The sequence below is a fragment of the Paramicrobacterium salitolerans genome (genome assembly GCF_051513965.1).
Taxonomy (GTDB): Bacteria; Actinomycetota; Actinomycetes; order Actinomycetales; family Microbacteriaceae; genus Paramicrobacterium.
This window is the reverse complement of the sequence record NZ_CP195847.1, coordinates 736351-761727: the sequence shown is the minus strand read 5'-3', so window position 1 is coordinate 761727 and position 25377 is coordinate 736351. Positions and strand designations below refer to the sequence as shown.

The window sequence follows — 25377 nt, the reverse complement described above, 5'->3', positions numbered from 1 at the left end:
CAATGTCGCAAACTATCGATGCTCCCCGCTCACCGGCCCGCCCCACTCGCTCCAAGGGAACGAACTGGGAGAAGTGGGGCTGGATCTACATGCGCGCCTCCGGCGTCGTGCTCGTGGTGCTGATCTTCGGTCACCTGTTCGTCAACCTCATGGTCGGCGAGGGCGTGCACGCCATCGACTTCGCGTTCGTCGGCGGAAAGTGGTCTGACCCGTTCTGGCAGATCTGGGACGGTCTCATGCTGTGGCTCGCGCTCATCCACGGCGGCAACGGCATGCGCACGCTGATCAACGACTACGCCCACAGCCGCGGAATGCGCGTCACGCTGAAGACCGCGGTGTTCATCGCCGTCGTCGTGCTGATCGTTCTCGGCACGCTCGTCATCACGACGTTCGACCCGTGCCCCGCTGGCGCACCCGCCGACCTCCTTCCGTCGATCTGTAAGGCTGTCTAAACCGATATGTCCAACACTGCGAACTCTGCAACATCCGAGTCGACCGTCGTCGACGGCATCCACTACCACCAGTTCGACGTCGTGATCGTCGGCGCTGGCGGCGCGGGAATGCGTGCCGCCATCGAGGCCGGCCCCGGTGCGAAGACAGCCGTCATCTCCAAGCTGTACCCCACCCGTTCGCACACGGGCGCGGCGCAGGGCGGAATGGCTGCAGCTCTTGCGAACGTCGAAGAGGACACCTGGGAGTGGCACACCTTCGACACCGTCAAGGGCGGCGACTACCTCGTCGACCAGGACGCCGCTGAGATCCTCGCCAAGGAGGCCATCGACGCCGTCATCGACCTTGAGAACATGGGGCTGCCGTTCAACCGCACGCCCGAGGGCAAGATCGACCAGCGTCGCTTCGGCGGGCACACCCGTGACCACGGCAAGTCCGCGGTTCGCCGCTCCTGCTACGCGGCCGACCGCACGGGACACATGATCCTCCAGACGCTGTTCCAGAACTGCGTCAAGCTCGGCATCAACTTCTTCAACGAGTTCTACGTGCTCGACCTGGTCACGGTCGACGTGGACGGCGAGAAGCGCATCGCGGGCGTCGTCGCCTACGAACTGGCCACCGGTGAGCTGCACGTCTTCCAATCGAAGTCCGTGATCTTCGCGACCGGCGGTTTCGGCAAGATCTTCAAGACCACGTCGAACGCGCACACCCTCACGGGCGACGGCGTCGGCATCATCTGGCGCAAGGGTCTGCCGCTCGAAGACATGGAGTTCTTCCAGTTCCATCCGACCGGGCTGTACGGCCTCGGCATCCTCCTCACCGAGGGCGCCCGCGGTGAGGGTGCGATTCTGCGCAACGCCTCGGGAGAGCGCTTCATGGAGCGCTACGCCCCGACCATCAAGGACCTCGCTCCGCGTGACATCGTCGCGCGCAGCATGGTGCAAGAGGTTCTGGAGGGCCGTGGTGCGGGCCCTGAGAAGGACTATGTCTTCCTCGACTGCACGCACCTGGGCGCCGAGGTGCTCGAGACGAAGCTCCCCGACATCACGGAGTTCGCCCGCACCTACCTCGGTGTCGACCCGGTGACAGAGCCGGTTCCCGTCATGCCGACCGCGCACTACGCCATGGGCGGCATCCCCACCAACACCGACGCCGAGGTTCTCTCAAGCAACGACACCGTCGTTCCTGGCCTCTACGCCGCCGGTGAGTGCGCGTGCGTCTCAGTGCACGGCTCGAACCGCCTCGGAACCAACTCGCTGCTCGACATCAACGTCTTCGGCAAGCGCGCCGGCAACAACGCCGTCGAGTACGCCAAGACCGCAGAGTTCGTTCCGCTGCCGGAGGACCCCGCCAAGGAGGTGCGCGAGACTCTCGAGCGCATCAAGAACGGCACCGGCCCCGAGCGCATCGGCGCACTGCGCAAGACGCTGCAGAACGAGATGGACAAGAACGCTCAGGTGTTCCGCACCGACGACACACTCGCGGAGGTCACCAAGACCATCCACGACCTGCGCGCGCGGTACATGAACATCTCGATCCAGGACCGCGGCAAGCGGTTCAACACCGACCTTCTCGAAGCCGTCGAGCTCGGATTCCTGCTCGACCTCGCCGAGGTCGTCGTCTACTCGGCCCGCAACCGCAAGGAGTCGCGCGGCGGCCACATGCGCGACGACTACCCCAAGCGCGACGACGAGAACTACATGAAGCACACGATGGCGTACCTCACGGGAGACCCCCACTCCGCGGATGCGGCTGACCACATCCGTCTGGATTGGAAGCCCGTCGTGGTGACGCGCTACGAGCCGATGGAGAGGAAGTACTAGCCATGCCGCAGGTGGTGGAAGAGGCGCCGTCCACAGGAGGCGACATCCAGACGTTCACCGTGACGTTGATCATCCGCCGTTTCGACCCGGACGCTGACACGGAGCCGCACTGGCAGGACTTCGACGTCGAGATGCTGCCGACCGAGCGTGTTCTCGATGCGCTGCACAAGATCAAGTGGGAGCAGGACGGCTCGCTGACGTTCCGCCGCTCGTGCGCCCACGGCATCTGTGGGTCTGACGCCATGCGCATCAACGGACGCAACCGTCTCGCGTGCAAGACCCTCATCAAGGATCTCGACATCTCGAAGCCGATCTACGTCGAGGCGATCAAGGGTCTCCCCCTCGAGAAGGACCTCGTCGTCGACATGGAGCCGTTCTTCGAGTCGTATCGCGAGGTGCAGCCGTTCCTCGTTGCGAACAGCACGCCCGGCAAGGGCAAAGAGCGCCTGCAGTCCGTCGCCGACCGCGCGATCTTCGACGACACCACGAAGTGCATCCTCTGCGCCGCGTGCACGTCTTCCTGCCCGGTGTTCTGGACGGACGGCCAGTACTTCGGTCCGGCCGCGATCGTCAACGCGCACCGGTTCATCTTCGACTCGCGTGACGACAACGCGCAGGTGCGCCTCGACATCCTCAACGACAAGGAAGGCGTGTGGCGTTGCCGCACGACCTTCAACTGCACCGAGGCATGCCCCCGAGGCATCCAGATCACCAAGGCCATCGCCGAGGTGAAGCAGGCCATCATGCGCGGCAAGCCGTAAGCTCTTCCGTGTGACGCCGGGGCCCGCTGATTCGTCAGCGGGCCCCGGCGTTTCTCATGCTCGATCGGAACGTCAGACGAGTGCGGCCGCGAGCTCGTCGAGGCTGCGGAACTCTCCGTCGAAGGTGTCGGATGCCGCGGGCGGGTCGCCCACCGGACGCTCGACGTACGCGGTCCGCATGCCACACGCCTGCGCGCCGCGAAGGTCCCACGCGTGCGCTGCGACCATGAGGATGCGCTCCGGAGCGACCCCGGCCGCGTCGATGGCGAGCTGGTATACCCCGGGCGCCGGCTTATACGCTCCGGCCGCCTCGCTGGAGAGCACGAGGTGCCAGCGCAGCCCCGCATGCGCGCCCAGTCGCAGCAGCGATGCGGTGCTCGCGTTCGACAGGCCGAGAACCGGGAACATCTGCGAGAGTCGACCAAGACCGGATGCCGCGTCCGCCCACGGCGGCAGACGATGACCGGCTCCGGCGAGACGATCGATGGCGCGTTCGTCGACGATACCCAGGTGCGTCGCGACCGCGGCCGCGGCCTCCCGGTCGATCACATCGGTACTCGCGTACTCACGAGCGCCCTCCGCGATAGCGCGTTGCTCCTGCTCCACGTGCCGCTGCCACACAGAGAGAGCGTCGCCGATCGCAGCCTCATCGGAGCCGAGCGCCTGACGGATCGCCTGGCGCAGGCCGCGCGGCTCGTCAACCATCGTGCCGAGAACATCGAACACGAGCACGTCGATGCCGGTGAGCTGCGTCACGACAGCGGAACCCCGGGCATGATCTCGACCACGTTGCCATCGCCCACATCGACGAAGGTTCCGGCGGGCACGACCGCGGACTCGCCGGCGTTCATGCGCCGCCACGGCATGTTGGGAAGCATGAGCGACGTGCCGTTCGTGGAGCCGAGATCGGAGACCACGACGGTGTCGCCGATCTGCCGCACGTCGAGGTGCGTCGCCGAGACAGTCTTGGTGGGCGACAGAAGTGGCACGAGCCGCACGCCGGTCTCTGAGGTCGGAGACGGGTTACGCCCGAAGCGGTGCGGAAGATCGAGTGCGAAAGCCTGACCGGAATTGACGCGATAGCCGTAGCGCACGGTCGGAGGCGCATCGGGAAGATCGGGAAGCTCTACCGGTCCAGCCTGCCCCTGCGGCGTTCGCGGAACCGTTCCGCCGTCGCGCGCGGTCTTGCGTGCTTCGACGAGCGCGCCGACCGTCGCGGGGCGGGTGCGCTCGACCGATTCGCTCAACGGTGCGTGCCGCGTCACGGGCGGCGTGGGTGCGACCTCACCGAACGCGATGTCGATTCGGGATGCCGCGACGACGCCGACCTCGAGGGGCAGCGGCCTGCCGGCATCCGTTCGCTTGCCGATGGCGATGTGCGAGACGTTCTGAAGCCGAGTGCGCAGCCATGGTGCGCTGCCGGAGGGCGCGATGTGATGCGGTTCACCGCCGGAGGCGACGTCGAAGCCCACGGGGCCGTTGACGAGCGCCATGAACGAGGCTCCGCTGCCACGCTCGTCGATGTCGCCGAGAAGAACAAACGAGAGAGGGCGCCCGCCAGACTCAGCGGGCAGGATGCTGATGAGCGATTCGAACCCATCACCGGCGCACGCGCTGTGCCATAGGGTGTCAATGAGCTCCTGCTCGGCGTTGGGGCTGAGGGCGATCAGGGTACGCGGAGCCGCAATGACCAGCCACGGCGATTCAGGCGCCGAGACGTAGCTCAGTCGTTGGGTCACGATGAGTTCCCTCGCACTCAAGGATTTCCGCGTTTCGCCCCGCGTTCAGGGCACAGATGTCATTCTGTCCGAATTCTGCGACAGATGCGACCTCGGGGTGTCACATCAGCGTTACATTCGCGCCACACGAGCAGGCTCGGCGGTTTCATGCTCCACTCAGAATACGCTGACCACGTGGCCCGCTCGTTCTTCACCCGCGACCCTGAGACGCCGGCACCCGGCGAGACTCGGGCGATGGGCCGTCCCGGAAGCCCCTGGTTGGTAAAACCGGTCGATACCGTGAACCGCATCGGCGACCGGCTGTCGCAGAACCGCATCTACCGTGTCGTCCAGCACTATCTGTGGGAGGACGGAAACCTCATGGCGGCGGGCATGAGCTTCTACGCGGTCTTCGCCGTGTTCGCGGGGCTCGTCGTCGGCTTCTCGATCGTCGGTGCGTGGCTCTCGGGAAATCCGCTGCTGGTGAGTTCGCTCATCGACGTGATCAACAACACCGTGCCCGACCTCATCGGCGACGAGGGCGCGCTCATCTCACCGCGCCAGCTGTTCAACACCTCGCTCTACGGCTGGTGGGGATTCGTCGCTCTGCTGGGTCTGACGTGGACGGCGACGGGCTGGATGTTCTACACGCGGCAGGCCGTGCGCGCGATCTTCCAGGTGCCGCGCGACCCCCGGAGCTTCTTCGTCAAGAAGCTGTGGGATCTCGGCATGGCGCTCAGCATCGGCATCCTGTTCATCCTCGCCGCGACCTTCAGCATCGTGGGAACTCAGCTTCTCGAGTGGTTCGGCGGACTTCTCGGTCTCTCCCCCAACTCGCGTCTGATCGGAGCCGGCGGCGCCCTGCTCGGTGTCGTGATCTCGCTCCTGATCAACGCTGCGACGCTGACGGTGCTGTTCCGGGTGCTCTCGCGCCTGCCGATTCCGTGGAAGGCGCTCGGGCCCGGAGTGCTCATCGGCAGCGGCGCCCTCGCCGGGCTCTCGATCGCGAGCGGTGTGCTCTTCGACAGCGCGACTCGGAATCCGCTGCTCGTCGGCTTCACCGTCTTCGGTGTGCTGCTGTGGTTCAACCTCGTCAGCAGGGTCATTCTGATGTCGGCATCCTGGATCTCCGTCCGCCTCGCCGACCTTGACGTCTCGCTGCACACCCCGACGGACGAAGAGCGTCGCGAGGCGCTCGAACACGCGCGACGCGTGGTCGCCGCCGCCGAGGTCCGTGAGGCACGGCTGGCCTTCGACCGCGCGAGGGGCATCTTCGCGCGAGCACGCGCACGCCGCCATCTGAAGAAGGTCATCGCGCGCGTGCGACACTGACGCCGGTCGATCGTGTCACATGCTCAACCTAGAATGGAGTGCATGGCGAATCAGTCACCTCTCCGCATTGCATCCGTGAACGTCAACGGCATCCGCGCCGCCTACCGCAAGGGAATGGGTGACTGGCTCGACGCACGCGGCGTCGATATCCTCGCCCTCCAGGAGGTTCGCGCGCAGGACGAACACGTCGAGAGCCTGCTGGGTGACGGCTGGCACATCCTGCACGACGAGGCCACCGCGAAGGGACGAGCGGGGGTCGCAATCGCGAGCCGCGTGGCCCCGAGCGCGCATCGGGTCGAATTCGGCGACCACGACTTCGATAGCGCGGGCCGCTGGCTCGAGGCCGACTTCGAGGTGAACGGACGACCGCTCACAGTCGTCTCGTGCTACGTGCACTCGGGCGAGGCGAACACACCGAAGCAGGTCGAGAAGTACAAGTTCCTCGACGCTCTCACCGTGCGCCTTCCCGAGCTGCGTCAGCACTCGGAGCTCGCACTCGTCGTGGGCGACCTCAACGTCGGCCACCGCGAGCTCGACATCAAGAACTGGAAGGGCAACCGCAAGAACTCCGGCTTCCTCCCCGAGGAGCGCGCCTACTTCGACCGATTCTTCGGCCCCGAGGGCGAGACGGTGGAGGGCGTCGACGGCTCAACGGGCGCCGGTCTCGGCTGGGTCGACGTCGGACGCCGTTGGGCGGGCGAGGTCGACGGTCCGTATACGTGGTGGTCGCAGCGCGGCAAGGCGTTCGACAACGACACGGGCTGGCGCATCGACTACCACGCGGCGACGCCCGCGCTCGCGGCGACCGTGAAGGACTACGTGATCGACCGCGCCGCATCGTATGACACACGATGGTCCGACCACGCCCCGGTCGTCGTCGACTACGCCATCTGAGCGCAGCGGCATCCACACTCTTCACACTAAGGACGAACAATGACCAAGCCACGCCTCTACTCCGGCATGCAGCCCTCGGCGGACTCACTCCACGCGGGCAACTACGTCGGGGCGCTCGTGCAGTGGAGAAAGATGCAGGAGGAGTACGACGCGTTCTTCTCCGTCGTCGATCTGCACGCGATCTCCGTTCCGCAAGACCCAGCCGAGCTGCGGCAGAAGACGCGTCGCACAGCGGCGCAGTACATCGCGGCGGGCATCGAACCGGAGCGCTCCACACTGTACGTGCAGTCGCACGTGCCCGCCCACACGCAGCTCTCGTGGGTGCTGAACACCATCACCGGGTTCGGTGAAGCCAGCCGAATGACGCAGTTCAAAGACAAGTCGTCGCGCTACGGCTCCGACGGAACGAACGTGGGGCTGTTCACGTACCCGATCCTGATGGCAGCGGACATCCTGCTCTACCAGACGCAGGTCGTGCCCGTCGGCGATGACCAGCGTCAGCACGTCGAGCTCACGCGCAACCTCGCCGAGCGATTCAACTCGCGCTTCGGCGAGGTCTTCACCATTCCCGAGGCGAAGATCCCGGCCGACAGCGCCCGCATCTACGACCTGCAGAACCCGGAGTCGAAGATGTCGAAGTCCGGCGACTCCCCGCAGGGCATTCTGTGGTTGCTCGACGAGCCGAAGGTGCTCCAGAAGAAGATCATGCGCGCCATCACCGACAACGATGGCGTCGTAGCGTTCGACCGCGACGCCAAGCCCGGCGTCTCGAACCTGATGGCGCTCTACGGTGCGGTGACCGGCAGCACGATGCAGCAGATCACCGACGAGTTTGCGGGACACGGCTACGGCGACTTCAAGAAGGCCGTCGCGGGTGCCGTGGTCGCGGAGTTCGAGCCGGTGCGCGAGCGCGCCCTCGAGCTGCTCGACGACCCTGCCGAACTGGACCGACTGTTGGCTGTGAACGCGGAGCGCGCGAATGAGGTTGCGAACGAGACGCTCGCCACGGTGTACGAGAAGGTCGGCTTCCTCGCGAGCGCACGATGACGATTCGCCTGGCGCTCTTCGACCTCGACGACACGCTCATGAATCACCGAGACGCGGTGGTTCGCGGCATCCAACGACATGTCGACTCTCTCGGCGCACCGTACAGCACCGCCGAACTCGATTCGACGACGCTGTGGCACGAACTCGAGGATGCTCACTACCACCGGTATCTGACGGGCGAACTGACCTACGCGGAGATGCGCCGTGTGCGTGCCGCGGAGTTCGCGGGCGCCCACGGTGTCGCTCTCACGGAGACCGAGGCCGATACGTGGTTCGACGGCTACTTCGAACACTATCGCGACAGCTGGCTGCTCTTCGAGGACGCACTCCCCTGCCTCGACGCGATGACAGAAGCGGGCGCCCAGATCGGCGTGATCACGAACGGCGAGCCCGATTTTCAGCACGTGAAGCTGCAGCGCACAGGGCTTGACGGCCGCTTCGGCCACGTCATCGCCTCGGGCGGTGTGGGAGTCGCCAAGCCCGACGCGGAGATCTTCCACGTGGCGTGCGAGCGCTTCGGCGTCGATCCCTCTGACGCACTGTACGTCGGAGATCGTCTGCTGACGGATGCCGTCGGCGCGGCGCGTGCCGGGCTGACGGGCGTGTGGCTCAACCGCTTCGGCGACGATGTGCCGGAGGGCGCCGTCTCGCACGGCAGCGGCACAGCTGATCCTGCGGCACTCGCCGCAGAGAACGACGTGACGACGATCGCGTCGCTCGACGAACTGTCGGAGCTGCTGCGCCGCTGAGCACCGCCACGGCGGCGGTGCTGAGCACCGCGGCATCCACTGTCCTTAACGACCGCGTGCCCCTGCACTCGCAGGGGCACGCGGCGTTTCAGCGTGGATTCGCTGAGACTACTTGACGTCCTCGTCGATCCAGTCGAACGTCTTGGTCACGGCCTTCTTCCAGAGGCGCAGCTGACGCTCGCGCTCGTCGGCGTCCATCTGCGGCTCCCAGCGCTTGTCCTCAGCCCAGTTGGCCGAGAGCTCGCCGAGGTCGTTCCAGAAGCCCACCGCGAGACCCGCGGCGTAGGCCGCACCGAGGGCCGTCGTCTCGACGACCTTCGGGCGGATCACCGGAACCCCGAGGATGTCGGCCTGGAACTGCATGAGCGCATCGTTCGCGACCATTCCGCCGTCGACCTTCAGCTCACTGAGGTCCACACCGGAGTCCGCGTTCACGGCGTCCAGCACCTCGCGCGTCTGGAAGGCGGTCGCCTCCAGAGCGGCGCGGGCGATGTGGCCCTTGTTCGCGAAGCGGGTGAGGCCGACGATCGCGCCGCGGGCGTCGGGACGCCAGTACGGCGCGAACAGACCCGAGAACGCCGGAACGATGTAGACACCGCCGTTGTCCTCCACCGTGTCGGCGAGCTTCTCCACCTCGGGTGCGGACGAGATGAGGTTGAGGTTGTCACGCAGCCACTGGATGAGCGAACCAGTCACCGCGATCGAACCCTCGAGCGCGTAGTGCGGCTTCTCGTCGCCCAGCTTGTAGCCGAGCGTCGTCAGCAGACCGTTCTTCGAGCGGACGATCTCCTCACCCGTGTTGAAGATGAGGAAGTTTCCGGTGCCGTAGGTGTTCTTCGACTCGCCAGTCTGGAACGCTGCCTGACCGAAGGTGGCCGCCTGCTGGTCACCGAGGATGCCGGCAATCGGCGTCTCGCGCAGAAGGCTCGAACCGTGGGCGTGGCCGTAGACCTCGCTCGACGACTTGATCTCGGGAAGCATCGACTTCGGCACCCCGAACACTTCGAGGATGTCGTCGCGCCACTCGAGCGTCTCAAGGTCCATGAACATCGTGCGGCTCGCGTTCGTCACGTCGGTGACGTGGACGCCGCCGTCCGTTCCGCCCGTGAGGTTCCAGAGAACCCACGTGTCGGTCGTGCCGAACAGCAGGTCGCCCGCCTCGGCCTTCTCGCGTGCACCGTCGACGTTGTCGAGGATCCACTTGATCTTCGTGCCGGCGAAGTAGGTGGCCAGCGGAAGTCCGACGATGTCTTTGAAGCGCTCGACTCCGCCGTCCTTCGCGAGCTCGTCGACGATGTCCTGCGTGCGGGTGTCCTGCCACACGATGGCGTTGTAGACCGGCTCACCCGTGTTCTTGTCCCACACCACGGTGGTCTCACGCTGGTTGGTGATGCCGACCGCCGCGATGTCGTGACGCGTCACGTTGGCCTTCGAGAGTGCCTGGCCGATGACCTCGCGCGTGTTCTTCCAGATCTCGTTGGCGTCGTGCTCGACCCAGCCCGCCTTCGGGAAGATCTGCTCGTGCTCGAGCTGACCGGTCGAGACGATCGTGCCCGCCTTGTCGAAGATGATGGCACGCGAGCTCGTCGTGCCTTGGTCGATGGCAATTACGTAGTTCGCCATGGGGAACTCCTTTGTTGTTGCGACTTCGGGTTTGAGACGGCGGGCCGCAGAGCGCGGCCCGCCGAAGGATTACACGAGGCCCGGGAGAAGACCGGCGGTGCCGGCCCATCCGCCGAGGGCGCCGCCGATGAGCGGACCGACGACCGGGACCCACGAGTACGACCAGTCGCTCGAGCCCTTGCCCTTGATGGGCAGAATCGCGTGGGCGATACGCGGAGCGAGGTCACGGGCAGGGTTGATCGCGTATCCCGTCGGACCACCGAGGGAGATACCGATGGCGACAACGACGAGGGCGACAGGCAGAGCGCCGAGCGAGGCCAGGCCCGCGGCGTCGCCGTGCTGGCCGAACGCGATGACGAGGAACACCAGAACGAAGGTTCCGACGATCTCTGTGAGGAGGTTCCAGCCGTAGCTGCGGATCTCGGGACCCGTCGAGAAGACCGCGAGCTTCGCGCCCGGGTCATCCGACTCGTCGAAGTGCTTCTTGTACGACAGGAACACGATGATGGCGCCGAGGAACGCCCCGAGCATCTCCGAGCCGAAGTACAGGAATGTGGTTCCGAGTGTGACTGCCACGCCCGGAACGAATTCCTCAGCGCCGCTGGCGACGATGCCGACGGTCACGGCGGGGTTGAGGTGAGCTCCCGAGACCGCGGCGGCGACAACGCCGACGTAGACTGCGAGACCCCATCCGAAGTTGATCAGCAGCCAGCCGCCGTTGAATCCCTTCGTTTTCGCAAGCACGACGTTAGCGACGACGCCGCCACCGAGGATGATGAGCAGTGCTGTGCCAACGACCTCGGAGATGAAAATCGATCCAAGTGCCATGTGTCTTCTTTGACCTTCCAGTAGAGAGGAGCCGCGGCACGGGTGTTCGCGGCTGTGATGCAGGTTGTCAGGCCCGCCTCTTCACTCCAGAACCTAACCGGGTCCGGGGTGCGAAACAAGAGCAGGCCCCTTCGGGTTTTACGCGGGGGTGGCAGTCTCCTTCCGCCGGGTGACATTCACGCCGTGGGCCTCCCGCAGGATCCGTGCGGCGTGTTCGAGTTCGTGTTCCGTCTTCGCGGCATCCCAGCCGAGCTCCGACGCGACGATCGGGGCGATCTCGTCGAGCAGCGCGTCAGAGACCTGTCCGGTGAACGCAAGGCTGGTGCGGCGCTTCAGCACATCGATCAGGTGGACGACCTGCTCGGTGCGCACCAGATAGGCGATCTCCTCGCGTGAGTACTCGGGTGCGTTCGTCAGCGGGGTGTCCGACGTGGCGTCGAGTTCGTCGATGACGGATGCGGCTCGCGTGCCGTACCGCTCGAGCAGCGCGTCGGCGCGCTCTCGCGAGATGGTGTCGCTGTGCGCTGCGAGCCACGTCGTGCGCGCGGCATCCGTCTTCGGGTAATCACGGCCGCCGCCGATCGGCATGCCCGCCGTCGAGGTGGCGCGCGATGCGCCGATGCGCTCGAGAACCGCGTCGCCGAGCTGCTCGCCGAGCGCGCGGAAGGTCGTCAGCTTGCCGCCGACCAGGCTGAGCAGCGGAGTGCCGTCGAGCTCACCGGGAACGATGCGATAGTCACGCGAGACGAAGCCGGGCTGCGTGTCTCCGTGGCCGGGCAGCGGCCGGATGCCGGAGAAGCGGTAGACGATCTGCGAGCGGTCGACGTGAACGTCGGGGAAGACGTGCTTCACGAGGTCGAAGAAGTAGTCGACCTCCTCCTCGGTGCAGACCGCGGGCTCAGCCGGGTCAGCGTCGATGTCGGTTGTGCCGACCATGACGCGGCCCTTGAGCGGGTAGATGAGGACGATGCGACCGTCCTCGTGCTCGAAGAAGATCTCGTTGCCGCCGGTCGCCTCGAGCAGCTCGGGGTTGTCCATGACGATGTGCGACCCCTTGGTGCCGCCCATGAACGCGGTGTCGGTGCCGAGTGCCCGGTTGGTGAGGTCCGTCCACGGTCCGCTCGCGTTGACCACGAGGTCGGCCGTGAGGGTGAAGGTCTCGCCCGTCGCGTTGTCGCGCACGGTGACGCCGCCGTCGAAGCCGACCGCTTCGACGTAGTTCGCGGCGCGAGCGTGGGGTCCGGCCGCGAGTCCGTCGCGGAGAACGTCGAGCGCGAGGCGCTCCGGGTCGTGCACGGAGGCGTCGTAGTACGTCGCCGTGTACTTCAGATCGCGGTTGAAGCGCGGGTGCGCCTCGAGGGACTTCGTCTTGCCCCGGAAGGTGTGGCGCGGCACCGCTCCCCCGTCGCGGGAGAACGAGTCGTACATCATCAGACCCATTTTGATGAGCAGTGCGCCGCGCTCCTGCGGCTTGCCCTGCTTGTGGGTGAGGAATCGCAGCGGAGCCGACAGGATGCCGGAGAAGGTCGAGAAGATCGGCACCGTCGTCTCGAGCGGCTTGACGTAGTGCGGCGCGATCTTGACGAGACCGTTGCGCTCCTGAACGGACTCGCGCACGAGGCGGAACTCGCCGTTCTCGAGGTAGCGGATGCCGCCGTGGATCATGTGCGAGGATGCCGCGGATGCGCCGGAGCACCAGTCATCGCGTTCGATGATGGTGACGTCGACTCCCTGAAGCGCGAGATCGCGGAATGTCGAGATTCCGTTGATTCCCCCACCGATGATCAGCACCTGGCTGTGCGGGCGCTCGGAAATGGAGCGCACGCTGTCTCGCATGCGTTCGGACTGTTCGCGCGTCATTGGGATCACTCCTCGTCGGATCCGGGCAGCTGTACCTCGTTGCCCTCGTGCCCCCATCATGACCACGAGATACACTGTCGTTCAAAGCGAGTGCACAAACGTGCAAGGAGGACGCGGTGGCGAAGAACTCGACGAATGCAATCTCCGGCAAGACCCGAGACGCTCTCATGGCAGCGCAGCTCTACTACCTGCAGGACCTCACGATGGACGCCATCGCGCATGAGCTCCACACCTCACGATCCTCGGTTTCTCGCCTGTTGAGTCACGCTCGAGACACCGGACTCGTGACCATTCAGGTGTCGAGTCCGCTCGATATGCCGCAGCAGCTCGAGGCCGACATCCGGTCGCGTTTCGGTGTCGTCGCGCACGTCGTTCCTGTGCCCGATCAGTCGAGCGACGTCGACCGGCTGGACCGCGTTGCGCTCATGGCTGCACGAATTCTCGGCAGCTTCGTCGACTCGAATATGTCGATCGGCGTCGCGTGGGGTGCGACGATGACGGCCGTCTCACGGCACCTCGTGCCCAAGAGCACCCACAACACGCGCATCGTGCAGCTCAACGGAGCGGCGAACCCACGAACGACAGGGCTCGTCTACGCGAGTGAGCTGCTGCAGCGCTTCGGAACCGCCTACGGTGCCGCTGTTCAGCAGTTCGCCGTGCCCGCGCTGTTCGACGATCCGGAGACGAAGCGCGCGATGTGGCGCGAGCGCAGCGTGCGACGCGTGCTCGACATGCAGCGGAACATGGACATGACGGTGTTCGGCCTCGGCTCCCCTTTCGCGGTCGTGCCGAGCCACGTCTACGTCGGCGGATACCTCGACGACGACGACCTTCGCTCCATGCAGGAGTCGCAAGTCGTCGGCGATGTCGCCACCGTCTTCTACCGCGAGGACGGTTCGAGCGACGGCATCGAGATCAACACGCGCTCCTCCGGTCCCGATCTCGACGTGCAGCGGCGGGTCGCGCGGCGCGTCTGCATTGTGGCCGGCGAGAGCAAGCTGCAGAGCCTTCGAGGTGCGCTTGCGGCGGGCCTGATCACCGATCTCATCGTGGACGTCACGACGGCGCGCAAGCTGCTCTCCTGAACGGCATCGCACCGGCATCCGTCACCGAGGGACACAGAGCCGAAACCCAGTCCAGGTGGCGTAGCATGTGGAGTACACGAAACGTGCTCCGGGGTCGGTGAGAGTCCGAACCGGCGGTGACAGTCCGCGACCCTCCCTCGGGAGGCTGATCCGGTGAAATTCCGGAACCGACGGTTATGGGCTGCCATTCGCAGCTCGAGTCCGGAAGGGAGGCAGCACGTGGCGTCGCCCGTGTCGCGACGCGCGTGGACGCTACCCGGAGCGCCCAGATGAGAAGGAGCGCCGGTGGCCACAGATCGCGAGCAGCAGCTCATGCGGCACGCGTTCGCGCTCGCCCAGAACGGCCCGGAGCGCGGCGTCAATCCGCGCGTCGGCTGCATCATCGCGACCCCGGACGGCACCGTGCTGAGCGAAGGCTGGCACATGGGCGCCGGCACTCCGCACGCCGAGGTCGCCGCACTCTCGACTCTGGCGAAGGATGCCGCGCGCGGAGCGACCGCGATCGTCAGTCTCGAACCCTGCAATCACACCGGCCGAACCGGACCGTGCGTCGACGCGCTCCTGGACGCGGGCATCGCGCGCGTCGTCTTCGCCGCGTCGGACCCGGGGCGTCACTCCCGCGGAGGCGGAGCGCGGCTCGCCGCAGCCGGCGTCGATGTCGAGGGCGGCGTCCTCGCCGCCGACGCCGAGGCGCTCCTCGGCGACTGGCTGCCGACTGCGCGACTGCATCGTCCGCTCGTCACACTCAAATGGGCCTCGTCCCTCGATGGGCGAACGGCCGCGCCGGACGGCTCGAGCATGTGGATCACCGGGCCCGAGTCCCGCGCGGATGCCCACCTGCTGCGAGCGCGGCACGACGCGATCGCGGTGGGCACGGGAACCGTCCTCGCCGATGATCCCTCGCTCACGGCGCGCGACGCGGACGGAGTTCTGCTCGACGCGCAGCCCGTTCCCGTGGTGTTCGGCAGGCGGGCTGTGCCGGAGAGCGCAGCGCTTCGACGGCATCCTCACCCCTTCACTCACTACGACGGACGCGATCTCTCACACGACCTCTCTGACCTGCGCGACCGCGGCGTGCGCACGCTCTTCCTCGAGGGCGGCGCCACGCTCGCATCCGCGCTGCTGCGCGCCGGACTCGTCGACACGATCGTCGCCTACCTCGCACCGGCGCTCATCGGCGGCGACCGACTCGCGCTCACAGACATCGGCGTGCGCACCATCGACGATGCGCTTCGCCCTCAGCTCACAGACGTCACGCGCACCGGAGACGATGTGCGCCTCACCCTCAGCATGAAGGGAAACCGCTAATGTTCACCGGCATCATCGAAGAGATCGGCACTGTGATCGCGACCGAGCGGCACGGCACGTCGCTGCGGCTGACCGTGGAGGGTCCGCTTGCGGTCTCCGACGCGCAGCACGGCGACTCGATCTCGGTCTCGGGTGTCTGCCTCACCGTCGTCGAGCAGGGAGACGACTGGTTCACGGCGGACGTCATGGGCCAGACCCTCGAGATGTCGACGCTCGACACGGTCGACGTCGGCCGCCGCGTCAACCTGGAGCGCGCCGCGCACGTCGGCGATCGACTCGGCGGGCACATCGTTCAGGGGCACGTCGACGGCACCTCCCGGGTCGAGCAGATCCGCGACGACGTGAACTGGCGGGTGCTGCGGTTCTCGCTTCCGGCCGGCCTCGCACGGCTCGTCGTCGACAAGGGCTCGATCGCCGTCGACGGCACGTCGCTCACGGTCAGCACCGTAGCGCCCGCCGAGCTGCCCGATCAGTGGTTCGAGGTCTCGCTCATTCCTGAGACGCTCGAGGCCACGACGCTCGGACATCTGGCGGTGGGCGACCGAGTGAATATCGAGACGGACATCATCGCCAGACACGTCGAACGGATGCTGGCGCGCGACGCCGCTGAAGGGAGCTCACGATGAGCCTTGCAACGATTCCTGAGGCGCTCGAAGCGCTGCGCCAGGGCAAGCCGGTCCTCGTCGCCGATGACGAGTCGCGCGAGAACGAGGGCGACGTCATTCTGTCCGCCGAGCTCGCCACGCAGGAGTGGCTGGCCTGGACGATCCGCCACACGAGCGGCTACATCTGCGCGCCCATGACGAACGAGATCGCCGACCGTCTGCACCTCCCGCTCATGGTGGAGAACAGCGAAGACCCCCGCGGCACGGCGTACACGATCTCCGTCGACGCGGCCGATCGAGTCTCCACGGGCATCAGCGCCGCGGACCGTGCGCACACGCTGCGCACCCTCGGCAACCCGGCCTCGACGCCCGCGAGCATCATCCGTCCCGGCCACGTGCTTCCGCTCCGCGCCCGCGACGGCGGAGTGCGCGAGCGCGACGGGCACACCGAGGCGGCCGTCGACCTCATGAAGCTCGCCGGGCTCACCCCCGTGGGCGCGATCTGCGAGGTCATCCGCGACGACGGCGAGATGATGCGCCTGCCGGGACTCATCGAGCTCGGCGAGCAGCACGACGTGCCCGTCATCACGATCGCGGAGCTGATCCGCTACATCGAGGCGAACCCGACCGCCTCTGCGGCGTGCACGTCGCAGCCGAGCATCCCGGAGTCCTCCGAGGTGATCTTCGAGGTCGAGACGACCGTGCCCACGACGCACGGGACGTTCCGCATGCGCGCGTACCGCGACCGCAAGACCGGCGCCGACCACGTCGCGATCATCGCCGGCGACCTCGCTCCCGGCGCGCTCGCCCGCGTGCACTCGGAGTGCCTCACCGGCGAGGCGTTCGGCTCGCTCAAGTGCGAGTGCGGTCCGCAGCTGGATGCCGCGCTCGACACGATCCAGCGCCATGGCGGCATCGTGATCTACCTGCGCGGGCACGAGGGCCGCGGCATCGGTCTCATCAACAAGCTGCGCGCCTACAAGCTGCAGGAGGACGGCCTCGACACCCTCGACGCGAACCTCGCCCTGGGGCTTCCCGCTGACGCGCGTGACTACACCGCAGCATCCGCGATTCTGGCCGACCTCGGACTCGACACCGTCCGCGTGCTCACCAACAACCCGAACAAGGTGCAGCAGCTCGAGTCGCACGGCATTCACGTGACCGAGCGGGTGCCGCTCGTCGTGGGCGTCGGTCCCTTCAACTCCGACTACCTTGCGACCAAGCGCGACCGCATGGGCCACCAGCTCGAGCAGTCCCTCGCGCCGGGCAGCCCGACCACCTGACCACATCCATCCGCAGATCATCTGCACCATCACGCACGAGGAGAACCATGAGCGGAGCAGGCTCCCCCACGCTGAACGTCGACGGCACGGGGCTCAACATCGTCATCGTCGCCGCGAGCTGGCACGACACCATCATGAACGGGCTGATCGACGGCGCTGTCCGCACGCTTGACAGCGCCGGAGCGAATCACACGCTGGTGCGCGTGCCGGGAAGCTTCGAGCTGCCGGTCGTGTCGAAAGCGGCACTGGAGAACGGTGCCGACGCGGTCGTCGCGCTCGGTGTCATCATTCGCGGCGGTACGCCTCACTTTGAGTATGTGTCGGATGCCGCGACAAGCGGTCTCACCCAGGTGAGCATCGAGACCGGCAAACCCGTCGGGTTCGGTGTGCTGACCCTCGACGATGAGCAGCAGGGCATCGATCGCGCCGGTCTCCCGGGCTCGAAGGAGGACAAGGGCACCGAGGCGGCGGAGGCCGCCATCGCGACAGCCCGGGCGATCGCCGACCTGCGCTGAACACCGGCTGCGCTGAGCACGGCTGCGCTGAATACTGGCTGCGCTGAGCGCCGGCTTCGCTGGCGCAGTCTCAACTGCGCTGCAGAAAAGGTTTTGCGCTCTCGGAATTTCGAGAGCGCAAAACCTTTTCTGTAGCGCGCCGGTATGGGACACGCTGAAACAGGGGCATCGGAACGAGCCGCGCCGGCGAAGGAGTCTCGGCGGCCGACGAGCTGGTGCTACGGCTTCCAGACCATGAGCACGACGACCGCGATGAGCAGGATCGTCGAGATTCCGCTGCCCGCGGCGATCGCCGGGTAGCCGGAGCCCTCGGCGGAGCCATCGGACAGCGCGGCCGCCGCCTTGCGCATCGACGGAACCACGAGCACGAGGTTGATGATCGTCGCCGCTGCCCAGAGCACGAGCGACCACAGGATCCACGGCGTCGAGATGGAGATGTCGTACTCGCTCATCCCCATGATGCCGAAGCCGAACACCACCACAAGCACCGAGAGCCAGCTGAAGATCATGGTGGACTTCGCAAGCACAGCGACCTGACTGCCGTTGCCCGCACGCACCGCACGCATCGCCGTCATCGGAAGAATCGCCATGGGGCCGACGATGAAGACCGCCGCGACGACATGAAGCACGCTGAAGAGAGTTTCCATGCTTCAAGGCTAATCCGCGGCACGATCCGTAGCATCAATCCTTCGATGGGTTTGGGGCGCGGCGCCGGAGAGGGCTTTCCAGCATCAAGAACCGCGGCCAGCGGCATCCGTTCAATCTTTCTGCGAATTCGCCATGAGGCGTAGGATCAGCAGGTCCCGCCACAAGCAGGGGCCTCGTCAGAACTGAGTGCCGACCGTGCCCACCCCGCACGATCGCACGCAGCCGCAACTCCACGCAATCGAAGGCTCATGTCCAAGGCATCCATCACGACACCCAACGCCACACCGGAAGTCCCCACACCCGCGAACCCGCGCTCCCGAGTGATTCTCGCGAGCATGATCGGGACGACGATCGAGTTCTACGACTTCTACGTCTACGCGACCGCTGCGGTTCTTGTCTTTCCGCGCCTCTTCTTCCCCGAGGGAGACCCGACCGTGGCCCTCCTCTCGTCGTTCGCCGTCTTCGGGGCGGCGATGGTTGCGCGACCGCTCGGTGCGATCTTCTACGGGCACCTCGGTGACCGCAAAGGCCGCAAGACGACGCTCGTCGCCTCCCTCATGACGATGGGAATCGCGACGTTCCTCATCGGGTTCCTCCCCACATATCACCAGGTCGGCTGGTGGGCGCCGCTGTTCCTCGTGATCTTCCGTCTCGCGCAGGGCTTCGCGCTCGGCGGCGAGTGGTCGGGCGCCGCGCTCGTCGCGACGGAGAACGCACCGAAGGGCAAACGCGCCTGGTACGGCACGTTCCCGCAGCTCGGTGCGCCGCTCGGCTACATCGTTGCGAACGGTCTGTTCATTCTGATCTCGGTGCTGCAGCCCGCCAACGGCGGCGTCAACGAGCAGTTCCTCGCCTGGGGATGGCGCGTGCCGTTCTGGTTCTCGATCATCATGGTGATCGTCGGTGTGATCGTGCGACTCAAGCTCGTCGAGTCGACTGCGTTCTCGTCGACGGTCTCGAAGGGCGCTGTGCGCAAGGTTCCGCTCGGAACCGTGCTGCGCAACAACTGGCGCGAGCTCATTCTCGGCACCTTCTTCATGCTGGCGACCTACGTGCTCTTCTACCTGATGACGACGTTCGTGCTGAGCTACGGAACGAATGCGCCGGATGCCGCCCTCTCGGGTCTCGGCTATGACCGCACGACGTTCATCCTCATGTCGATCTTCGGCGTCGTGTTCTTCGGAATCTTCACGCTCCTCTCTGGGCCGTGGGCCGATAAGTGGGGTCGTCGCCGCACGCTCATCTGGGTGACGCTCGCGATCGTCGTGTTCGGTCTGCTGTTCGTTCCGCTTCTCGACGGCGGACTCGTCGGCGTCCTGGCGTTGCTGGTCGTCGGATTCTCGCTCATGGGAATGACCTTCGGGCCGATGGGCGCACTGCTGCCTGAGCTCTTCCCGACGAACGTGCGCTACACCGGCTCCGGCGTCTCGTACAACGTGTCGTCGATCCTCGGCGCCGCCGTTGCGCCGTTCATCGCCGTCGCACTGTGGAGCGCGGGCGGCGGAAGCCCGTTCTGGGTCGGTGTCTACCTTTCGGTGATGGCGCTCATCACCCTGGTCTCGCTGCTGGTCAGCACAGAGACCAAGGATGTCGACATGGAGAAGTAGCTTCACGCACTGTCACCACGAAGGCTCCGCCTCAGTCCAAGAACAGGGCGCGGAGCCTTCGTGTTGTGAAGACCAATCCGATGAGCGCCATGATCGCGAAGTACAGCACGTGCCACAGCATCCCGACCTCGACCACGCCGGTCGTGAGACCCCGCACCAGCTCGACCCCGTGCCACAGCGGCAGCGCTTGAATGACGACCTGTACGCCCTGCGGGTACACGCTGAGCGGAAAGAACGTGGCCGAGAACAGGAACATCGGCATCAGGATGAAGTTGATCCAGTCCATGTGCTGGAAGGTCTTCATATAGCTCGTGACCGCCATGCCGAAGCTCGCGAAGCCGAACGCGATGAGCAGTACGGCGGGGAACGCCAGCAGGGCCCACCACGACAGGTTGAGGCCGAGCACCTGCATGACGAGCATGAACCCGAACGCGTACAGCGCCCCGCGGATGAGCGCGAGAGCGATCTCCCCCAGAGCGATGTCGAACGGGCCGAGCGAGGTCGCGAGCATCCCCTCGTAGATCTTCGAGAATTTGATCTTGAAGAACACGTTCCACGTCGAGTCGTAGACCGCCCCGTTCATCGCCGCGACCGCGAGCAGCGCCGGAGCGATGAATGCGGCGTAGGGAATCTCGGTTCCGCCCGGCCCTTCGACGTCGCCGACGAGAGCGCCGAGGCCGATGCCCATCGAGAGGAGGTAGAAGATCGGCTCGAAGAAGCCGGAGATCATGACGAGCCAGTTCGTGCTGGCCGTCGCGCGCCAGCCGCGCAGCATGACCGAGCGGGCGTTGCCGGCGTAGAGAGCTGAGGGCCCGCGAGTGCGTCGCCGGGCGGGGGCGGTCTGGATGCTCATCGGTTCAGCCTCCTCGCGGCGACGCGGCGCGCCAGCATCCACCCGATCACGGTGAGAGCAACGAGGTACGCGACATGAGTGACGCTGAGCCACACCGGTTCGTGATGACCGTAGGCGAGAACGCGGCCGAGTTCGGTGCCGTGCCAGAGGGGCGACGCCCAGCCGATCCACTGCAGAAACCACGGCAGCTGCGAGAGCGGAAACACGGTGCCGGAGAACAGCGTCAGCGGAAGCACGAGAAACCGCATGACCATGGCGATCTGACCGCTGTCGCTCTCGAGCGTGGCCACGTATGCCATGAGCAGTGTGCCGAAGGCGAGACCGGTGAGGACCGCCGGCACGAGCGTCCACCAGCCGAGTTCGCCCGGCACCGCGCCGAAGAACAGCATGAAGATGAAGTACAGCACGCTCGTGACGATGAGGCGCGCGGTCACCGCGATGACCTGGCCGTCGATGATCTGCCCGGGCGTGATGGGGCTCGCGCTCATGCCCGTGAAGGTCGGGTTCCACTTGAAGCCGAGCATGATCGGGTAGCTGAACTCCTCCGCCGCCGCTTCGAACGCGGCCATCGCCAGGAGCGCCGGCGCCACGAACACGAGGTAGCTCACCGCGAGCCCGTTCTGCTCGACGTTCGCATCGACGAGGCTCGCGAGCCCGACGCCCATCGCGAAGAGATACATGAGCGGCGAGCCGACGCCGGTGACGATGACGGTCTGCAGGTAGGCGCGCATGTTGCGGAAGCGGTGCTCCGCGATGTACCACGCGCCGAAGCGACGGACCCGCCGCGCGGCTGCGATCGCGTGAGCGGCATCCGCCCTCATGCCTGTGTCAGCGGTCATTCGATCAGGCTCCGACCGGTCAAGCGCAGAAAGACGTCTTCGAGGCTCGATCGCCGAACAAGGCTGGTGATCGGTTGGCGTCCGCTGTCGGTGACGGCGGCGAGCGCGGCCTCGCCGTCGTGGGCGTAGATCAGGATGCGGTCGGGCAGCGCCTCGACACGGTCGCCGATTCCGTCGAGCTGGCGCGCGACCGTTTCGTTGTTCTGCGAGCCGAAGCGCACCTCGAGCACCTCACGTGACGAATACTGGCGGATCAGCTGCGACGGAGACCCCTCCGCCATGATGCGCCCGTTGTCGACCACGACAAGACGATCGCAGAGCTGCTCGGCTTCGTCCATGTAGTGGGTGGTGAGCACGAGCGTCGTGCCCTGCTCCTTGAGGCGGAACAGCCTGTCCCACAGAATGTGGCGGGCCTGCGGGTCGAGACCGGTGGTCGGCTCGTCGAGCAGGAGGATGCGCGGGTCGTTGATGAGCGCGCGGGCGATCGTCAGGCGGCGCTTCATGCCTCCGGAGAGATCGTCGACTCTCGACTTCACTTTGTCTTCGAGCTGCGCGAAGGCCATGAGCTCGTCTGCGCGCTGCGCGACCAGCTTGCGCGGAAGCCCGAAGTAGCGGCCGTAGACGATGAGGTTCTCGCGAGCGCGGAGCTCTTCGTCGAGGTTGTCGGCCTGCGGCACGACTCCGAGCTGCGAACGGATCTCGGGCCCGTGCTCGTCAGGGTCGAGACCGAGGATGCTGAGCTGCCCAGCCGTCCGCGATGAGACCGCGCCGATCATGCGCATCGTCGTCGACTTTCCGGCCCCATTCGGACCGAGCAGCCCGAACGACTCTCCGGGTTCGACCTCGAACGAGATTCCTCCGACGGCGGCGAAGTCGCCGTACTTCTTGACGAGGCTGCGGGCTTCAATGACGGGCTCTGGCACGGCCATCAGCTTATGCGGGGCGACCGACGCTGCCAAGAAGTTTCGCGACGATGACGCCGCAGAAGCGCTCGGCTCTACCGGAGACGGCTCTTTCCGACGATGATCCCGACGATTCCCAGCACCAGCAGAACGAATCCGATGACGAGAGCGATCATTCCCGGAGCCGTGAAGCTCGCGGCGAAGTCCCTGAACGCGTCGACATTTCCGCCGCCGCCGAGGATGAAGAGGCCGTATGGGATCGCCATGATGACGCATCCTGCCAGCCCGAGGAGGACGCCGAGCACCACCGCGACGATTCCCCAGATGCGCAGAGGGTGCATCCGGCGACGCGGGCTCTGCATGTATCGCGGCACGGCGTGAGGCGGCTGGGGGTATTGAGGCGGCTGGGCGTGACTCATGGTGTCACCCTAGGCAGATTTCACGCGCGACGGGAGCAGGATGGGTACTCCTCCCCCGAGACGATGCCGACCCCGAGACGATGCCGAGCGCTGATGCCTTGGGCAGCGTGCTCCGGGCGGTTGGGGCACCTCCACGGCATCCCTCATGACCTGGAACGCCCGACCCAGTTCATGATGAGCGCGTGCGCAAGCGGCGGATTCTCATGCAGCAAGGCATGCCCAACACCGTCGAGAACGGCGACGGTCGCACGCGGATAGTCTGCGGCGATGCGAACGGGGCCCGCGAAACCGGCGGTCGCGTCCTGCCTGCCGGCGAGGATGAGGGTCGGCGCTTCAATGCCCGACGACTCGTCGGGTCCGCCGGAGATCTCCCAGCGGGAGAAGATCCTGGAGAGAGCGTCCTCGTCGACGAGCGCACTTGAGACGGCGACGCGCTCCCGAAAGCGCTTCAACGTCTCGGCCGTCTGCACGACGAAGTACGTGCGGTACGTTTCGGCATCCGTGTCGCTGAGTACACGCAGCAGGTCTGGATCTGACACGAGAACCTCGTGCTGCGGGACTGAGTCGGTGAACTCCCCCACTGGACAGATCAGCGCCAGCCCGCGCGTCAGTTCAGGGCGGCGGTGCGCGATCGCCCTCGCGAGGTAGCCGCCGTAGGAGTGTCCGAGAAGGAGGAAGGGTTCGCCGCCGATGGTCGCGTCGATGAAACCGAGAACGACCTCGAGCACGTCATCGTTGCTCGCGACTGATTCCGGGGCGGTCGTGCGGCCCATTCCCGGAAGGTCCGGGTAGATGCGGCGAACTCCGGGGACGTCTGCGAACATCGGCTCGAGCGCACCCTCGAGCTCCCTGTGATCGACGCCTGCTCCGTGCAGTGCCACCAGAGGGATTCCGGCACCGTGCTCCGCGTAGTGGACGGAGACACCGAGAACGCTGGTCTCCATGAGGTGACACTACGCCTCTCCCGCAGTTCGCGCGCCTTCTGCGGAGTTTTCGGCCGGCGGATTGTTTTCAGGTGTACCAGATACCGCTTTCCGAGAATGGGAAAGCGGTATCTGGTACACCTGGACGCTCGTGGCGAGCGGGTGGGCGCGGTGGGTGGGCGCGGTGGGCAGACTGACGGGTGCGGTGGATGGGCGAGGTGGGTGGGTGCGCTGAGCAGACAGACGGATGCGTTCGGCAGACGCGCGGGGGTGCGGAGCCGCTAGGCCAGGGAGACGGTCGCGCCCGCGGCACGCAGCTCGTCGACGACGGCGCGGTCTGCCTCGGCATCCGTCACGATCGTGTCGACCTGCGACAGCAAAGCGACGTGCCCGACCGTGATCCGCGCCAACTTCGACGAGTCCGCGGTGATGATCACGCGGTCGGATGCCTCGACCATCGCACGTTTGATCTCGGCTTCCGGGAGGTTGACGTTGGTCACGCCGGCATCCACGTCAATTCCGTTGCAGCCGAGAATCGCGACATCGGCGTGCACAGACACGAGCAGCTGCTGTGCCATCGGGTTCACGAGCGAGTGCTGCAGCGGCCGGAGCGAACCGCCCGTCACGATCACCGAGATGCGCGGGATCGCCGGTTCGAGCGCGAGGGCCGTCGCGAGTCCGTTCGTCACGACGACGACATCGTGCAGCTCGGTGCGGTCGACCAGGGCCTCGGCCACGGCGAGCGCGGTGGATCCGACGTCGAGAAAGACGCTCTGGCCGGCGTCGATGAGGCCCGCGGCGCGGCGCCCGATCGCGGATTTCGATGCAGTGTCGGCCTGCGAGGTCTGCTCGACCGGCGCTTCAGGGGCGGTGGATGCCGACACAGCACCGCCGTGAACGCGACGGGCAGCGCCGCTTTCGACCAGAGCGTCGAGGTCGGTGCGGGCGGTCACGCTTGAGATCGCGAAGTCGCGGGCGATGTCAGCGACGCGGATGTAGCCGCGCTGCTCGAGGCGCTCCCTGATGCGGGAACGGCGCACTTCCGCTGGGAGTGTTGCGGCATCCGTCATGTCTATATCTTCGTTTACTTATCTTTACTTATCAATACGCAAGCGATAGATTCGAGGATGCCGCTGCACGCGCGTTCTCGTGCCGCCGGACGTACTCAGCGCTACAGTTCCGGCACTGCGCTACAGGAATTTCTGTAGCGCAAACCCGAACAAATAGCGCGGTGGGTGTCGATTGGGTGGGAGCAGCGGGTGCGTGCGGATGGTTGCGAAGCAGACGGTGGCTGAGAACGTGAGG

General features: G+C 66.1%; 25 protein-coding genes and 1 riboswitch. Of the genes, 13 read left to right on the top strand and 12 right to left on the bottom strand.

Features of this window, described 5'->3' with window-relative positions:
* Positions 1 to 2: 2 nt before the first annotated feature.
* Genes sdhD through ACSAGD_RS03595 form a run of 3 tightly spaced genes read left to right on the top strand, consistent with a single transcriptional unit; the run spans position 3 to position 3034 of the window.
* A complete protein-coding gene (sdhD, locus tag ACSAGD_RS03605) occupies positions 3 to 452 on the top strand; it encodes a succinate dehydrogenase, hydrophobic membrane anchor protein (protein WP_437584364.1) in 450 nt (149 codons plus the stop codon).
* Between the two features lie 6 nt (positions 453 to 458).
* Positions 459 to 2273, top strand: a complete 1815-nt coding sequence (sdhA, locus tag ACSAGD_RS03600) for a succinate dehydrogenase flavoprotein subunit (protein WP_437584363.1) — start codon at positions 459 to 461, stop codon at positions 2271 to 2273.
* Between the two features lie 2 nt (positions 2274 to 2275).
* Entirely contained in the window at positions 2276 to 3034 is a 759-nt protein-coding gene (locus tag ACSAGD_RS03595; protein ID WP_437584362.1) for a succinate dehydrogenase iron-sulfur subunit, read from the top strand.
* A gap of 72 nt (positions 3035 to 3106) precedes the next feature.
* Here the strand turns inward: ACSAGD_RS03595 and ACSAGD_RS03590 are convergent, their stop codons facing one another.
* Entirely contained in the window at positions 3107 to 3790 is a 684-nt protein-coding gene (locus ACSAGD_RS03590) for a haloacid dehalogenase type II (protein WP_437584361.1), read from the bottom strand.
* Positions 3787 to 4773 (bottom strand): hypothetical protein, encoded by a 987-nt coding sequence (locus ACSAGD_RS03585; protein ID WP_437584360.1) that lies wholly within the window; start codon positions 4771 to 4773, stop codon positions 3787 to 3789. The genes ACSAGD_RS03590 and ACSAGD_RS03585 overlap by 4 nt, the downstream gene beginning before the upstream one ends.
* Positions 4774 to 4947: 174 nt before the next feature.
* Here ACSAGD_RS03585 and ACSAGD_RS03580 point away from each other — a divergent pair, with 174 nt between their 5' ends.
* The 4 genes from ACSAGD_RS03580 to ACSAGD_RS03565 are packed head-to-tail and all read left to right on the top strand — an operon-like array spanning position 4948 to position 8774.
* Positions 4948 to 6084 carry a YihY/virulence factor BrkB family protein gene (locus tag ACSAGD_RS03580; RefSeq protein ID WP_437584359.1) on the top strand — a complete coding sequence of 379 codons (1137 nt, stop codon included), beginning with the start codon at positions 4948 to 4950 and terminating at the stop codon, positions 6082 to 6084.
* Between the two features lie 42 nt (positions 6085 to 6126).
* Positions 6127 to 6978 carry an exodeoxyribonuclease III gene (locus ACSAGD_RS03575; protein ID WP_437584358.1) on the top strand — a complete coding sequence of 284 codons (852 nt, stop codon included), beginning with the start codon at positions 6127 to 6129 and terminating at the stop codon, positions 6976 to 6978.
* Positions 6979 to 7017: 39 nt separating this feature from the next.
* Positions 7018 to 8025, top strand: coding sequence for a tryptophan--tRNA ligase (gene trpS / locus ACSAGD_RS03570; protein ID WP_437584357.1), 1008 nt, complete (start codon positions 7018 to 7020; stop codon positions 8023 to 8025).
* Positions 8022 to 8774 carry an HAD family hydrolase gene (locus tag ACSAGD_RS03565; RefSeq protein WP_437584356.1) on the top strand — a complete coding sequence of 251 codons (753 nt, stop codon included), beginning with the start codon at positions 8022 to 8024 and terminating at the stop codon, positions 8772 to 8774. The genes trpS and ACSAGD_RS03565 overlap by 4 nt, the downstream gene beginning before the upstream one ends.
* Before the next feature lie 108 nt (positions 8775 to 8882).
* Here ACSAGD_RS03565 and glpK read toward each other — a convergent pair whose 3' ends face one another.
* From glpK to ACSAGD_RS03550, 3 genes are all read right to left on the bottom strand, one after another.
* Positions 8883 to 10397 (bottom strand): glycerol kinase GlpK, encoded by a 1515-nt coding sequence (gene glpK / locus ACSAGD_RS03560; RefSeq protein WP_437584355.1) that lies wholly within the window; start codon positions 10395 to 10397, stop codon positions 8883 to 8885.
* Positions 10398 to 10466: 69 nt separating this feature from the next.
* Positions 10467 to 11225 (bottom strand): MIP/aquaporin family protein, encoded by a 759-nt coding sequence (locus tag ACSAGD_RS03555; protein WP_437584354.1) that lies wholly within the window; start codon positions 11223 to 11225, stop codon positions 10467 to 10469.
* A 138-nt stretch (positions 11226 to 11363) separates the two neighbouring features.
* Complete coding sequence (locus ACSAGD_RS03550; RefSeq protein WP_437584353.1) at positions 11364 to 13085, bottom strand: glycerol-3-phosphate dehydrogenase/oxidase; 1722 nt, start codon at positions 13083 to 13085, stop codon at positions 11364 to 11366.
* 167 nt (positions 13086 to 13252) lie between these two features.
* Between ACSAGD_RS03550 and ACSAGD_RS03545 the strand changes: the two genes are divergently transcribed.
* The 5 genes from ACSAGD_RS03545 to ribH all read left to right on the top strand — a co-directional run bounded on the left by ACSAGD_RS03545 (position 13253) and on the right by ribH (position 17881).
* Positions 13253 to 14170, top strand: coding sequence for a sugar-binding transcriptional regulator (locus ACSAGD_RS03545; protein WP_437585094.1), 918 nt, complete (start codon positions 13253 to 13255; stop codon positions 14168 to 14170).
* Positions 14171 to 14249: 79 nt separating this feature from the next.
* Positions 14250 to 14393, top strand: a riboswitch (FMN riboswitch).
* A gap of 62 nt (positions 14394 to 14455) precedes the next feature.
* Entirely contained in the window at positions 14456 to 15478 is a 1023-nt protein-coding gene (gene ribD, locus ACSAGD_RS03540; protein ID WP_437584352.1) for a bifunctional diaminohydroxyphosphoribosylaminopyrimidine deaminase/5-amino-6-(5-phosphoribosylamino)uracil reductase RibD, read from the top strand.
* Positions 15478 to 16104: a riboflavin synthase gene (locus ACSAGD_RS03535; RefSeq protein ID WP_437584351.1), complete on the top strand. Its 627-nt coding sequence runs from the start codon at positions 15478 to 15480 to the stop codon at positions 16102 to 16104. Before ribD ends, ACSAGD_RS03535 begins: the two co-directional genes overlap by 1 nt.
* Positions 16101 to 17366 carry a 3,4-dihydroxy-2-butanone-4-phosphate synthase gene (ribB, locus tag ACSAGD_RS03530; RefSeq protein ID WP_437584350.1) on the top strand — a complete coding sequence of 422 codons (1266 nt, stop codon included), beginning with the start codon at positions 16101 to 16103 and terminating at the stop codon, positions 17364 to 17366. Before ACSAGD_RS03535 ends, ribB begins: the two co-directional genes overlap by 4 nt.
* Before the next feature lie 47 nt (positions 17367 to 17413).
* Positions 17414 to 17881 carry a 6,7-dimethyl-8-ribityllumazine synthase gene (ribH, locus tag ACSAGD_RS03525; protein WP_437584349.1) on the top strand — a complete coding sequence of 156 codons (468 nt, stop codon included), beginning with the start codon at positions 17414 to 17416 and terminating at the stop codon, positions 17879 to 17881.
* Between the two features lie 218 nt (positions 17882 to 18099).
* Here ribH and ACSAGD_RS03520 read toward each other — a convergent pair whose 3' ends face one another.
* Positions 18100 to 18528, bottom strand: coding sequence for a DUF2269 family protein (locus ACSAGD_RS03520; RefSeq protein ID WP_437584348.1), 429 nt, complete (start codon positions 18526 to 18528; stop codon positions 18100 to 18102).
* A 249-nt stretch (positions 18529 to 18777) separates the two neighbouring features.
* Here ACSAGD_RS03520 and ACSAGD_RS03515 point away from each other — a divergent pair, with 249 nt between their 5' ends.
* Positions 18778 to 20136 carry an MFS transporter gene (locus tag ACSAGD_RS03515; RefSeq protein WP_437584347.1) on the top strand — a complete coding sequence of 453 codons (1359 nt, stop codon included), beginning with the start codon at positions 18778 to 18780 and terminating at the stop codon, positions 20134 to 20136.
* 31 nt (positions 20137 to 20167) lie between these two features.
* On the opposite strand, the gene ACSAGD_RS03510 is transcribed toward ACSAGD_RS03515, so the two are convergent.
* The 6 genes from ACSAGD_RS03510 to ACSAGD_RS03485 form a co-directional block, all read right to left on the bottom strand.
* Positions 20168 to 20989, bottom strand: a complete 822-nt coding sequence (locus ACSAGD_RS03510; RefSeq protein WP_437584346.1) for an ABC transporter permease — start codon at positions 20987 to 20989, stop codon at positions 20168 to 20170.
* A complete protein-coding gene (locus tag ACSAGD_RS03505; RefSeq protein WP_437584345.1) occupies positions 20986 to 21828 on the bottom strand; it encodes an ABC transporter permease in 843 nt (280 codons plus the stop codon). Before ACSAGD_RS03505 ends, ACSAGD_RS03510 begins: the two co-directional genes overlap by 4 nt.
* A complete protein-coding gene (locus tag ACSAGD_RS03500; protein WP_437584344.1) occupies positions 21825 to 22751 on the bottom strand; it encodes an ABC transporter ATP-binding protein in 927 nt (308 codons plus the stop codon). Before ACSAGD_RS03500 ends, ACSAGD_RS03505 begins: the two co-directional genes overlap by 4 nt.
* Positions 22752 to 22825: 74 nt before the next feature.
* A complete protein-coding gene (locus tag ACSAGD_RS03495; RefSeq protein WP_437584342.1) occupies positions 22826 to 23149 on the bottom strand; it encodes a hypothetical protein in 324 nt (107 codons plus the stop codon).
* A 143-nt stretch (positions 23150 to 23292) separates the two neighbouring features.
* Positions 23293 to 24093, bottom strand: coding sequence for an alpha/beta fold hydrolase (locus tag ACSAGD_RS03490; RefSeq protein ID WP_437584341.1), 801 nt, complete (start codon positions 24091 to 24093; stop codon positions 23293 to 23295).
* Positions 24094 to 24353: 260 nt separating this feature from the next.
* On the bottom strand, positions 24354 to 25142 hold the full coding sequence (locus ACSAGD_RS03485; protein WP_437584340.1) for a DeoR/GlpR family DNA-binding transcription regulator: 789 nt from the start codon (positions 25140 to 25142) through the stop codon (positions 24354 to 24356).
* Between the last annotated feature and the right edge of the window lie 235 nt (positions 25143 to 25377).